The sequence below is a fragment of the Nocardia sp. NPDC127606 genome (assembly GCF_042671725.1).
In the GTDB taxonomy this organism is placed as follows: Bacteria; Actinomycetota; Actinomycetes; order Mycobacteriales; family Mycobacteriaceae; genus Nocardia.
Map to the genome: position 1 here is coordinate 1 of NZ_JBHXWQ010000018.1, position 12943 is coordinate 12943.

Genomic DNA, 12943 nt, shown 5'->3' on the forward strand with positions numbered 1-12943 from the left:
GACGGTCAGCTCGGCGAACTCGCCGCCGCGATCTACGCGCGGTTCAACCAGACCGACGCCGGGCGGGACTTCTCCGCCATCGTCACCGACATCCGCGACCGCTCCGGCGAGGTTTCGGAATGACCGACTACGAGACCATCCTGGTCGAGACCAAGAACCACGTCGGCTGGATCACGCTGAATCGGCCGAAGGCGCTCAACGCGCTCAACAGCGCGGTGCTCGACGACATCGTCGCCGCGCTCGACGCGTTGGGTCGTGACGACGAGGTCGGGGCGGTCGTGATCACCGGCTCCGTCAAGGCTTTCGCGGCGGGCGCCGATATCAAGGAGATGGCGCCCAAGTCGTACATGGACATGTTCATGGACGACTACTTCGCTCGCTGGGACCGGCTCGCGCAGTTCCGTAAGCCGACCGTCGCCGCGGTCGCGGGGTACGCGTTGGGCGGTGGCTGTGAGCTGGCCATGCTCTGCGACATCCTGATCGCCGCCGACACCGCGCAATTCGGCCAGCCCGAGATCAAGCTGGGCGTGATCCCCGGCATCGGCGGCTCGCAACGGCTCACCCGCGCGGTGGGCAAGGCCAAGGCGATGGACATGGTGCTGACCGGCCGCACGATCGGCGCCGAGGAGGCCGAACGCGCCGGACTGATCTCCCGCGTCGTCCCAGCAGCCACCCTGCTCGACACCGCTGCAGAGGTCGCTGAAGCCATCGCCGCCAAGTCTCTTCCGGTGACGATGATCGCCAAGGAAGCGGTCAGCCGGTCGTTCGAGACGACCCTCGCGGAGGGAATCCGCTTCGAACGCCGCGTCTTCCATTCACTCTTCGCGACCGAAGATCAGAAAGAGGGGATGAGTGCCTTCGCCGAAAAACGGCCCGCGCACTTCACTCACCGCTAAGTAGAGCGGCATTGGCAATAGGACCTATAGCTACTACGTTGATGATCTTTGTGAACGAGGAGCAGACGCCCCGACAGCCTGATGTCCGGCTGAAACTCCGAGCCGCTGCGACTCTTGCGGTCGTAGTAGGCAGTTGGTAGGTAGTGAAAGGCTGCGAAGGCCGACAGGAACAACGCCCGTTTGAGCTTGAGGTTGCCCGCGAGGAAGGGGAACTCGCCGTAGATCGAGCTGCCTGATCGGTGGTGATCGAGGGCGACGCCGGTGTAGTGGCCGGCCGAGGTGAAAGCAGTACCGCCGTCGTCGATGTCGAGCAGGGTGCGGTCGCCGGTGCGGACTCCGATGCCGTCATCTGCCGCTGGTGACCGGCGACAACACCACCAGGATCATGCGTTCGACTTGCGGCAGTAGTCATACCGCGCCCGGCGAGGTGTACCAAGTGGCAGACCCACGAAGAGGTGAGGGGCAAGCAGACCATGTCTTCGTAGAAAGCGTGGCGGTGGCGCTAGTCCGCGAGGTAGGTAGGATTTGTTGCCGAGAAAAGGTCTCGGTGACGATCCGGGGTTCTATTCTTTGGCTGCTTCGATGAAGAAGTGCTGTGTGATGGTTTGCCCAGTCGCCTTTTGGATTCCGAGCTCCAGACCTGGCTTCTGGGCCTGTCGACACGCCATGAGAGTTCGTCCCTCGGCAACGCGGCGAAACTTCCGGGAAGGCGATACTTCCCCGCTCGAGCATGAGCTTCTCAACCTGATCATCGGCGACGGAACGGTCGCGTGGGTCGTGTCGCCAATGCGCTGGCCAGCGGGACCGCCGACTTCGAGTATGCCTCCCGGCAGTCGCTTGGCATCGAACGTAACATGCGGTACCTTGAGAGTAGAGTTGGTACCCGTGAACGTACCCAATGGAGGGTTGTATGGCCCGGGAGCTGGACGCGGCTGGTGAGCTCGTCTCTGCGGAGGTCCGCGAGATCGTAGGTGTCTTCTCGGCAGACTTCGCCGACCATGAGTGGTCGTTGTTCGACCAGCGTCCAGCTCGGGCCAGGCCGCGCCGGTCCGCAATCTTGGCGGGATCGGCGGGATCGGCCCGGTGAGCGTCGTGTCGGAGGCAGTGGTGCTCGTCGAGCAGATCGGGCCCGTGCGCGTGATTGTGCTCAATCGGCCGCGGCAACGCAATGCGTTGAATCCGGCACTGGTCGACGGCCTGACCGTCGCACTTGCCGCCGCTGAGCACGACCCCGCCACCAAGGCTGTTCTGATCGCCGGAGCAGGACCCAGTTTCTGCGCGGGCGCGGATCTGCGGCATTTGCTCACACTCGCCGACGCTGGGGAGTCGCCGGTGCCTTTTCTGCGTACTATTTCGGATCTCACCCGGCGGATCGAGCTCAGCGCAGTGCCAATGGTGGCCGTGCTGCATGGCCACGCGGTCGCCGGCGGCCTCGAGATCGCATGGGCATGCGATGCGGTCCTCGGTGAGGCGGGCACGCTGATCGGAGACGGGCATATCCGCAGTCACCTGGTTCCTGGCGCCGGCTCGGAAGTGCATATTCGTCATGAGCTCGGCGATTCCTTGGGCCCTTGGCTCGAACTCACCGATGAGCTACGGCCGGTTGAGCGCTTTCTTGGTCCCGAGTCGGTCGTCAGGCCAGGGCGCGGTGCCACCGAAGGCCTGCGCGCCGCGAAAGCCCTTGCTGCCAAACCCAACTTGGGCCGGTCTGCCCTGCAGAAACTGCTCGCCGACCTCGACGAGTACGTCTCGGTAGAGGAGGAGTGGACACGTGAGCTGGCGACGTTCGAGCGGCATTGGTCCGCCCATGACGTCCCGAGGAAACTACGCCGATTTCTCGCCCGCGGTTCAGCGCGCTGTTCGCCTGAGTAGCAGTCGAGATGAGTCAAACCGGACCATTCGCCAAAAGATATTCTAGACCCGAATGTCAGCGGCCGGAAAGTTGACAGCACTATAGATGGCTGCGGCGCAAGCACGAGGTCCAGCGTTCGTTCTTTCGCTCGTGGGGCGGCTTCGCCGCCAGAGCTATGAATCTCACTGAATGGCTTCAAGAAGTGCGGCTCGTGGCTAATCGCGAATTCGAAGGATTGCTGCGGCCGACGTTCAGTTGGGAAGAGTGGAAGATCGACGCTGTGGGTGCGAGCGTTGGCTTTGTCGTTGGCGAGCTGAGCTCGGCTACTCGTGACGGTAGGCCGATCGGGTCGGGGCTAGGGAAGCGTGCACTTCCTCGGAGATAGCGCAGCCCGGTGGCACGGCATAAAAAGCGACTACGTCAACGAGTCCTTTTCGCTCGCGAGACGTACTCTGTGCGCCAGATCGTACCCGTGCGACCTGATAGGCCCGGTCGGCGTATGAGGGGGCGATTCGAGGGTCGGCACGCTTTTCGGTGGTCGGGTTGCCCAAGAATCTGCCTTCGCGGGCGTGTTATGACCGCGCGGAACTCTGCCTGGCCAGCGAACCATGCCGGTGGCCACGGTTCACCACCACAGCCGGGTTCGTAAAACGTAGAGGTACTTGTGGCGAGCGATTGGTACCCTGTATGGTACCTAGAGTGTCGCAGATCACTTTCGAAAGGTGATCAGGTCTACGTGACAACCGCTGCGGCTTAACCGCTCGGCGCATAGCCGTGTGTAGGACAAAGGAGTCATACAATGGAGTTGAAAAGCACGCTGGACAAGGCGGCGGTCTTGGGATATCTTGCGGCAGCTGCGCTGTGGATTGCGCTACTCGGACCGGCATGGGCCTACATTCCGGCAACGCCGACGATGCCAGCTGTCAATATGAACTTTGCAGACTTTGTCGCACTCGACGCGGCCCTGCCAACCGGAGGGCTGCAGCACGCTTTTTACAGCTGGGGTGCCTGGCTTTTCGCCGCTCTCGCGACTGTGTTGGCTATTCTTATTGACCGACTCAGGACAAGTGTGGGAATGACAAGCATGGGAATGGTGGCCATCGCACTTGGCCTCATTCAGCTCGTGGTATCCGTGTTGGCCCTCAAAGGGGAGGCGGCCATGTCCGTGCTGCTCGGAAACCTTCCTTACTTGCGAGTCGGATCGGCACTGTTCCTGATCGGGATATTCCTGCTTACTGCGAGTGGTGTAGCGCGACTCGTATCTGCCCGCTCATCAAACTCTCCTGTCCTTGGATCCCCAGTCCCTGCTCGTTAGGCCAGACAGGCGGCGGCGCGTCGGCGATCGGGTCGTACCAACGCCGCGGTGGCACGGAAACTGCGGCCGACTACACCACGCAACAGCTTGTACTGGTAATCCTGCATATCAAGACGTCGAGCGCGGACGCAGCCAGCAACGCTTTTCCGATCGCGGTCGCGTGAAGGGCAGGCGGGTCCCCGTACGTCCGGCGGTGTGCAGCGCCGGGAGTCGGAGACTTTGTCGAGGAGCAGCGCCTCGGCGCCGCCGACCGCCCCCTTGGCATATCAGTGTCTCTGATATATGGTGATCTGGCCCACAGCGAAACCCCTGGTGTAAGCCCGATAACACCCCGCCTCGTCCCGACGCGGACTACGTCGGGACGGCCACAGGGGCCGGCCCTCGGACAGAACAACCGGTGCCGTCACCGCCGGCGGACAGGTCGCAAGTCCTGAAACGCCGTGATCACGAGTGGCCGAACGCGACAGTGTACCGCGGACACCCCGAGGCGCCGGTGGCCACGACCACCCATCACCTGCAGATTGAGGAGACACCCAGTGGAGTACGACGTCATCGCCGTCGGTTCAGGATCGACGGGAGAACACCCGATGAACGAAAGGGCAGTCTGGTTCTCTGCCCCACGCACGGCAGAATTGCGCCCCGCCGAGGCGCCGGCACCGGGCCCCCATCAGATACAGGTGAGAAGTCTTTGCTCTGCGATCAGCGCTGGAAGCGAGATGAATCTGTACAGGGGCGAGGGCGACCTGCCCGGGTTGTCCGCCTTTCCCACATCGGAGGGTCACCTGCCCTTTCCTGTGAAATTCGGATATCAAGAGGTAGGTGTCGTCGAAGCTGTGGGCTCGCACGTCGATTACGAGGTGGGAGAGCACGTCTTCTGCTTTCATCCACACCAAACCCGTTTCACCCTCGACTCAAGCTTGGTGTGGCGAATACCGCCAGGATTCGATCCGAAGCGGGCAGCATTCGTAGGGTTGTTCGGTGTCGCACTCAATGCGTGCATCACCACTCCCCCCCTAACCGGAGACTGTGTTGTCGTCTCAGGTCTGGGCGTCATCGGAACTTTCGCGGCGTACTTGGCGCGTCAGACTGCACGAAGGCTCATATTGATCGAGCCTTCTATCACCCGACGAGATCGAAGCTCCTGGATCGGCGCAGACGCCGTTGTCGCTCCAGAGGACGCTGCCGAGGCGGTGGCCGAGTTGTTCGAGGGGCGCGGCGCGGACCTGTCCATCGAGGCCAGCGGTGCACCGCCGGCGCTTCAGAAAGCCATCGAGCTCACCGGGACCGAAGGGACTATCACCGTCGCTTCCTGGTACGGCACTCGACCGGTTCCACTCGCACTCTCTCAGGAATTTCATCTACGCAGGCAGCGGATAGTCAGTACGGGGCCAACTGTCCCCGCTCATCTGTCCCCTCGCTGGGATCGCACACGCATGCGCGCAGTGTCTTTCGACCACCTGGACAGGATAGACGTCGACAGTCACATCATCACTCATCGAGTTCCCTTCGCGGACGCTCCACTGGCGTATCAGCTCTTGGATGTTTCCGCGTCCGAGGCGCTAGGCGTGTTGCTCGAACACGCATGAAAGCGATGACTTGCATAGCAAGTAGCGAGAGCGCCACCAACATCGGTAGCCGGGTGTTCGGGCCGTGCGACCTCCCGCCATGTGATCAGCACGCTTCAGCGTCTCACCTGTTCCCCACACCGTGCGCTTACCAGTGCAACGTCCTTAGGAGTCCGAGTGCGAAGTATGTCGGCAGCCAGGCTGCACGATTTCAACGACAATTTTCACATTGATGAGGTAGAGATACCTGACCCCAGTGGGTCGGACGTACTGGTACGCGTTCGCGCGTGCGGTATCGTACCCAACCTCAAGAACGTGCTCGCCGCTGCCGAGTTCCTTCCTGAGCTTGCATTTCCGGCGTATCCAGCGATTTACGGGCTGGATCCTGCCGGTGAGATCGTTGCAGTTGGACCCGATGCTTCGGCGCTGACGGTGGGCACGCGCGTATACGTCAACCCGGGCCGTTGGTGCGGGAGTTGCCAGCAGTGCCGTAGCGGTCGGACCCGTGAGTGCCTGTCGTACGGCCTCGGCGGTTATCACGGATTCAGCTCGGCGGCCGCGGGACCATTTCAAAGATATCCTTGGGGCGGATTCGCCGAGTACATGATCGCGCCTGCGAGTTCCATCGTGACCTTGCCGGCTAATGTCACCTACGAGGAAGCTGCTCGGTTCGGATACCTCGGGACATCGTACAGCGCGCTCCGTCGAGCGGAAGCGGGTCCGGCCACGACCGTTCTTGTGAACGGCGCAACGGGAACGCTCGGCGTAGGCACGATACTTCTTGCGCTCGCCATGGGTGTGCCCAAGATTCTAGCGGTGGCTCGGGACGAGAACGTTCTCGAGTCCGTCAGATTGCTTGCCCCCGAACGCATCGTCACCCATTCCAATAACAATGGACCTTGTACGGATTGGGCCAAGCGAGAAAGTCACGGGGAAGGCCCTGATGTCGTCATCGAGGCTCTCGGACCGGGGTCACCGCCCGAGGCGACACTTCATGCGCTCAAGTCACTTGCACGTGGTGGTCGGTTGTCGATGATCGGCGGTGGCTTCGACTCTTTGCCCATAGATCCGCCATGGTTCATGATGAACCAGATCAGCTATCTCGGGTGCTTGTGGTTTACCACAAGCGAGGGACACGACGTCGCTCGAATGGCTTCGTCAGGAACTTTGCAACTGTCCGCCCTGACCCATCAGGCTTTCCCGTTGGACCGGATCGATGACGCGATTGCAGCTGCATGCAGCCGCAAGGCGGGGGGCTTCGACAATATAGTGATCCGACCGTGACTTCGCGGCGCCTGGTCACGAACATTGATGGCCCGAGCCGGTCTGAAGCGACATAACGTGACTCCAACGCGTATCAGTCCTTGCCTAATTGCGTCGGCAAAACAAGCGGCTATGACTATTCCGCCATTACTTTTGTTCGACAGTGTGATTCCCAACAACATCTCCCTAAGGAGCTCGAATGCCCATGCCTAGTACGTCGTTGCCGGTGGTCAGTTCACACACCGAGATCGAGGACGGTCCCTCAGTTCCGAGGGATGGCCGTGAAAGAAACTTCGTGTACGAGCGCGATGTGAGCATGCCGACCAGGGACGGCACTATCCTGCGTGCCAACGTTTGGCGTCCCGCGGAGGGACAAGCTCCCACGCTCGTTATGCGAATGTGCTACGACAAAGATTCGTCGGTAGGCCTCGGTAGCGGCTCGACCTCTGTTCCGTCGCCGCTGTCTTTCGTCAACGCCGGTTACGCAGTCGTGGTCCAAGATGTCCGTGGAAGTTACGCATCCGACGGCGACTTCGTACCAAAAGTGAACGAGCTGACCGACTCGGAGGATTTGCTGACCTGGCTTGCGCAGCAGGACTGGTACGACGGCGTGGTCGGGGCCTACGGTGCCAGCTATCTGGGGATGACACAGTGGGCCCTCGCCCTGGCACACAACCCCGACCTGAAGGCTATCGCGCCTACTGTGGGCTGCTCGGATTGGTACACGGGACTCTGGTACTCCCCAGGCGGGGCGCTGTCCCTCAGCATGATGACCCAGTGGATCGCATTCATGTACGGCAACGTGGAGCAGCGCGCGATCGAGCGCGGGGAGAAGGAGGATGACGGGAGTTTGCTCGCGTTTCGAACCGCCCTCCTCGACCTCATGGCGTTGAACGAATCCACCCCCCTCGCGTCCCACCCCCTGCTGCCTGCCGGTCGGTGGATGGACGACTGGCTGAATCATCCCAGTTTCGATGAGTACTGGAAAGCTCAGGACTGGTCCTCTCGAGTCGAAGAAGTGACAGTTCCTGTGCTGGCGACAACCGGTTGGTTCGATCTCAAGATTCACGGGCAGGTAGCCGACTTCGTTCGAGTCCGCAACCAAGGAAGCTCTGTCGAAGCACGCAACGGGTCCCGCCTCGTAATTGGACCATGGGATCACCACAACTGGACAGGGTCGTATCCCGACCGATATTTCGGTGTGTTGGGCGCCGCAGACCTGGTGCCCTCACACATCGAGTTCTTCGACGAGCATCTCAAGGGAATCGCACCCATCGAGCCTGTCGCGCCCGTCCGCATTTTCGTCATGGGCATCGACCAGTGGCGTGACGAGGCGGACTGGCCACTTCCCGATACTCAATACGTCGAGTACCACCTGAGCAGCGGAGGCTCCGCCAACACCCGCAGGGGTGACGGTGCCCTGCAGGCAACGCCGTCGCTTACCACTGCCAGCGACACCTTTCGGTACGATCCGCGTGACCCAGTGCCCACCGCCGGCGGTGCCCTTCTGCCCAGTACGCCAGGACTCGTCGGACCAGTAGACCAAAGCGCAGTCGATGGACGTGCAGACGTTCTCTGTTACACCAGTGCGGTTCTCACCGAGCCGGTAGAAGTAACGGGTTTCGTCGAGCTGAAGGTGTTCGTTTCGGCATCGACCGTGGATACGGACATCACAGCCAAACTGGTTGACGTGGCACCGGATGGCCTCGCACTGAATCTCTGTGACGGCGCGCTGCGTCTTCGCTATCGCTCTGATCTCTCCGATCCAATGCTGATGATTCCGGGTGAGATCTATGAGGTCACTGTGTCCATGTCTGTTACGTCGAACGTATTCCTCCCCGGTCACCGCATACGCTTGGACATCTCAGCCAGCAACTTCCCGCGTTATGACCGAAATTCCAATACTGGTGGAGCAATCTCGTTCGAGTCCCTCGACGATATGATCCCGTCCGATGTCAGCATTCATCATGGCGGTATCCGCCCAAGTCGCTTGATCCTTCCCATCGTCGAACGGTGACGGCAAGACAAATCGCAGGACTTTAGAATGTAGTTGCAGCTCGTTCAACAGCCGGTTGCGGACCGAGTGCTTGAACCACAACCACCGGACCACCCTCCTCGAAGCCCGGGTCGTGATCGGCGATTTCAAAGCTGATCACAATCTGCGGCATCGGCATTCGGCGCTGGGCTACCTGACGCCCGCCGAGTACGCTGCGGCCTGCACCCACCGCCTACCATCTGACGGCTTGCGGGATTAACTGAACACGGAACGACATCACCTGGCTCTATTCCCGGGTGGCCTCGTCACCGGGCTAGTAGAACTCGGATCTGGTCTCTGATCTGTTGCGTGATGTCGTCGACCGGGCTGGTGATGTTGACGGATGCCGCCATGCTGAGGAACATGATCGCGGAGACGATGTGCGCGAGCGTTGCGGCGTCGGCGGGGATGGCGCGCTGGTCACGCTGCAGCACATCGGCGACGGCGGATTCGGTGTGCATTGTCAGGGCGAGGGCGTCGCAATGATGGGGCTCTTCGGAGTCGCCGAAGACCATCTCTCGCAGGTAGGTTCGTCCGTTGTCGATTTGTTTGCGGTTGCACTCGACGATGCTGCCGACGATCGCCATGACCGCGTCGAGAGTGTCGGGGGTGTGCTCGGCCGCTGCAATACCGCGGGCGAGCGCTTCGCCGTAGGTGGCGTTCTGTACGAGTAGGAGGAGTTCGCCTTTGTTCTTGACGTAGAGGAACAGGGTGCCTGCGCCGATGTCGGCTTTGTCTGCGATCTCCTGGGTGGTGACTTCGTCGACGCCGCGTTCGGCGAAGAGCTCTTGGGCGGCGGCGGTGATCCGGTCGAGTTTCTGCTGTTTGTTTCGCTCGCGTCGGCCGGCTTGTCGGGGGACGGGTGACACCTGTGAGTCCTTCGCTGCTGTGTAGGTCGACTGTCGACAAGGCTATTGTGCCGTGTCGACGACACCGACCGTGACTTCGCGGAGTTGCGGATAGAGTGCTTCGATCGGATTGCTCAGGGCCGCTTTGACTTTGGCGGTCAGTTCGTCGGCGACGACCTCGTATTCGCCGGTCTCGACGGCGTCGTAGACCTTGGTCACCAGTTCCGTCGGAGACAATTTGGGTCCGTCGGCGTGTGCGGCCATGGGTGTGTCGACGTAGCCCATATGTACTCCGGTGACGTGGACGCCGTGGGGTGCGAGCTCGAGCCGAAGTGAGTTGGTGGCCGACCAGAGTGCGGCTTTGGAGGCACTGTAGGCGCCGCCGAATCCGTACCAGCTCGCTACCGAGTGAACGTCCACGAGCACCGACTCGGGCATGGCGGTGAGGATCGGCGCGAACGCACGGGCGAGGAAGACAGGGCCGAAGAAATTGGTCTCCATATTCGCGCGGATGTCGCCCTCGGTCGATTCGAGCAGGCTCGCACTCGGTGGGGTGGCGCCCGCGTTGTTGACGAGCACGGTCACATCCGGCGCCGCGGTCACCGCTGCGGCGATAGAGGCGTCGTCGGTGATGTCGAGCGTGAGCGGGATGATCCGGTCGTCGTCCCATGGGCGCGGTGCGCGGGCTGTGGCGTAGACCTTGGTGGCACCGCGGGCGAGGGCTTGGTGGACGAAGTGGGTTCCGATGCCGCCGTTGGCTCCGGTGACCAGGACGACTGCTCCGTTGAGGGAAGGCATGTTCGGTTCTTTCTGTAGTACGGAATGTGCTGGGTTACGCGAGGCTCGATCTATCGGGCGAGGAATTCGATTGCGGCGGGGGCGAACTTGTCGTGGTATTGGAAGATGCCGCCGTGTCCGGAGTCGGGGTAGATGGTCAGCTCGCTGTCGGGGATGCGTCGGTGCAGGTCTTCGGACAGGATCGAGGGCACCATGCGGTCGTTGTCGCCGTTGGCGATCAGGGTGGGTTGCGTGATGGTGGCGAGGTTGTCGGGGGAGTAGCGTCCCCACTTCTTGATCGCGGTCAACTGAGTGCGAAGTGCTGTCACTGTGACGGGCGTGTCGCGGTCTAAGGTGCGTTCCTGGAGTCGGTTGATGAACGCACGCGCGGCCGACTTGCCGACGGTGTTGCGGTTGAAGAACAGGAATTCTTTGGGATCGGAGCGGGTCGCGATGGCGCGCACGATGTCTCGGTAGGTGACGCCGGCGACCTTGTCGATGCCTTTGCCGCCCTTGGGTCCGGTGCCGGTGAGGATGAGTTTGCGAACCAGCGCAGGGTGTTTCAGCACCAGCTCCTGGGCGACGAAACCGCCGAGGGAGAAAGCGAAGACGTCGATCTCGTCGAACCCGAGCGCGGTGATGAAGGTGTAGGCGTCGTCGGCCATCGCCTCGATACTGTCGGGCACTCGGTCCGTGGACGCCCCGACACCACGGTTGTCGAAGGCGATGACATGGCGCTGCTGCGCGATGGGGTCGATGATCTGGGGGTCCCAGTTGTCGAGGTTCGCGGCCAGGTGGACGAAGAAGACGACGGGGATGCCTCCTTTGGGTCCCAGTTCGCGGTAGGCGTAGGTCACTCCGCTGGCCGCGATGGTGCGGGTCGGCGCGTCCTTGTAAAAGGTGATGACATCCTTGCGTGCGCTCATGATGTTGTCCCGCTTCCTAGTTCGATGATCCGGGCTGGGTCAGGGCATTCTGATGACGGACTTGCCGCGGGTGCCGCGGTCCTCCATGGACTGCAGCGCTTGCGCGGTCTGGGCGAAGTCGAACACCCGGCCTACGACCGGGCGTAGGGCGCCGTCGTCGACGAGGGCGGTGATGTGGCGAAGCTGGTCACCGTCGGCGCGCATGAACAGGAACTCGTAGGTCACGCCGAGCCGCTTGGCCTGACGGCGGATTTTACTGCTGAGTACGGTGATCACCAGCCGGAGCACGAGGTTCGCGCCGAGCTCACGGGCGAAGGCGGGGTCAGGTGGTCCGGCGATGCCGATCGCCTTGCCGCCGGGGCGAAGTACCCGCAGCGACTTCTCGAGGTTCTTTCCGCCAAGGCTGTCCAGGACCAGGTCGTATCCTTCGAGGAGCTGTTCGAAGTCGTGATTGCGGTAGTCAATGACTACGTCCGCGCCGAGCTCGCGAACGAATTCGACGTTGCCTGTGCTGACCGTGGTGGCGACCGTGGCACCGAGGTGCTTGGCGAGTTGGATCGCGATCGATCCGACACCGCCCGCTCCGGCGTGGATGAGGACCCGTTGCCCCGGCTGCAGGTTTGCGCGTTCGACGAGGGCTTGCCATGCGGTCAAGGCGACCAGCGGCAGCGAGGCAGCGTCCTCGAAGCTGACCGAAGTCGGCTTGAGCGCCAGATCGGCCTCAGCAATAGCGATGCGCTCGGCGAACGTGCCGATGCGGTCCTTGTCCGGGCGGGCGTACACCTCGTCGCCGAGCTCGAACCCCTGCACTTTTGCCCCGACATCGATCACCGTTCCGGCCAGGTCGTTGCCGAGAGTCAACGGCAGCTTGTACGGGAGGATCTGCTTGAACTCGCCCGCCCGGATCTTCTCGTCGAGAACGTTGAGCCCGGCGGCCTGGATCTGTACGAGCACGTCGCGCTCTCCGACGAGGGGCTCGGGGACATCCGCTTGCTGTAGCGGTCCCTTGTATTGATTGACGACGAACGCTTGCATGAGGACCTCCTGCTCGTTTCGATGATCGGTGCCGAGGCAGCCTACTGAGTAAGCTCAATAATGAGCATACTCAATAATGGCGGCGTGGCAAGCGACCGTCTGTTCGCCAGACGACTGTTCTCAGCTGATACAGGCGCCGATCTGCCGGGTACGTCGCGGTCATGTGTAGTCCCGGATGATGCGGTCCGGCAGGGACGAGCGGCCGGCACCGAAAGCGAATCGGTGCCGGAGCGCGCAGTCATGAGGAAGTTTTGATCGACTTTTACCCGGTGGAGGCGTCGATCTCCGCTGTACCCAACTCGAACGCGGAGGGTCGGCCGATGAGTCCGGCATTGGCTATGCCGCACCGTCTCGGGTGACGACGATTTTGCCCTTGGCTTTGCCATGCTCGACGTAGGCCATGGCGTCGAGTGTCGACTCGAACGGGAAGG

At 61.9% G+C, this 12943-nt stretch carries 10 protein-coding genes and 2 pseudogenes; 7 read left to right on the top strand and 5 right to left on the bottom strand.

All coding sequences use genetic code 11. The annotated features are described in order from the left end of the window. Positions 1-119 precede the first annotated feature (119 nt). A complete protein-coding gene (locus ACFVJ5_RS35625; RefSeq protein ID WP_379227136.1) occupies positions 120-896 on the top strand; it encodes an enoyl-CoA hydratase in 777 nt (258 codons plus the stop codon). A 113-nt stretch (positions 897-1009) separates the two neighbouring features. Here ACFVJ5_RS35625 and ACFVJ5_RS35630 read toward each other — a convergent pair. Then, positions 1010-1240: pseudogene (locus ACFVJ5_RS35630) on the bottom strand (IS110 family transposase); the annotation flags it as partial. Between the two features lie 739 nt (positions 1241-1979). Between ACFVJ5_RS35630 and ACFVJ5_RS35635 the strand changes: the two are divergent. The 6 genes and pseudogenes from ACFVJ5_RS35635 to ACFVJ5_RS35660 all read left to right on the top strand — a co-directional run. Beyond that, positions 1980-2768: an enoyl-CoA hydratase/isomerase family protein gene (locus ACFVJ5_RS35635; protein ID WP_379227138.1), complete on the top strand. Its 789-nt coding sequence runs from the start codon at positions 1980-1982 to the stop codon at positions 2766-2768. 779 nt (positions 2769-3547) lie between these two features. Then, entirely contained in the window at positions 3548-4063 is a 516-nt protein-coding gene (locus ACFVJ5_RS35640) for a hypothetical protein (protein WP_379227140.1), read from the top strand. A gap of 536 nt (positions 4064-4599) precedes the next feature. Beyond that, positions 4600-5649, top strand: coding sequence for a zinc-binding dehydrogenase (locus ACFVJ5_RS35645; RefSeq protein WP_379227142.1), 1050 nt, complete (start codon positions 4600-4602; stop codon positions 5647-5649). Positions 5650-5814: 165 nt separating this feature from the next. Next, entirely contained in the window at positions 5815-6912 is a 1098-nt protein-coding gene (locus ACFVJ5_RS35650) for an alcohol dehydrogenase catalytic domain-containing protein (protein ID WP_379227144.1), read from the top strand. 274 nt (positions 6913-7186) lie between these two features. Then, positions 7187-8908 (top strand): CocE/NonD family hydrolase, encoded by a 1722-nt coding sequence (locus tag ACFVJ5_RS35655; protein WP_379227146.1) that lies wholly within the window; start codon positions 7187-7189, stop codon positions 8906-8908. Positions 8909-8948: 40 nt separating this feature from the next. Then, positions 8949-9146, top strand: a pseudogene (locus ACFVJ5_RS35660) (integrase core domain-containing protein); the annotation flags it as partial. A gap of 46 nt (positions 9147-9192) precedes the next feature. Here the strand turns inward: ACFVJ5_RS35660 and ACFVJ5_RS35665 are convergent. The 4 genes from ACFVJ5_RS35665 to ACFVJ5_RS35680 are packed head-to-tail and all read right to left on the bottom strand — an operon-like array spanning position 9193 to position 12512. Next, positions 9193-9795 carry a TetR/AcrR family transcriptional regulator gene (locus ACFVJ5_RS35665; RefSeq protein WP_379227148.1) on the bottom strand — a complete coding sequence of 201 codons (603 nt, stop codon included), beginning with the start codon at positions 9793-9795 and terminating at the stop codon, positions 9193-9195. A 42-nt stretch (positions 9796-9837) separates the two neighbouring features. Continuing rightward, positions 9838-10572 (bottom strand): SDR family oxidoreductase, encoded by a 735-nt coding sequence (locus tag ACFVJ5_RS35670; RefSeq protein ID WP_379227150.1) that lies wholly within the window; start codon positions 10570-10572, stop codon positions 9838-9840. Between the two features lie 50 nt (positions 10573-10622). Beyond that, complete coding sequence (locus tag ACFVJ5_RS35675) at positions 10623-11477, bottom strand: alpha/beta fold hydrolase (RefSeq protein WP_379227152.1); 855 nt, start codon at positions 11475-11477, stop codon at positions 10623-10625. A gap of 39 nt (positions 11478-11516) precedes the next feature. Beyond that, the gene (locus ACFVJ5_RS35680; RefSeq protein WP_379227154.1) at positions 11517-12512 is read right to left on the bottom strand and encodes an NADP-dependent oxidoreductase; all 996 of its coding nucleotides are present in this window, start codon (positions 12510-12512) and stop codon (positions 11517-11519) included. Positions 12513-12943: the final 431 nt, after the last annotated feature.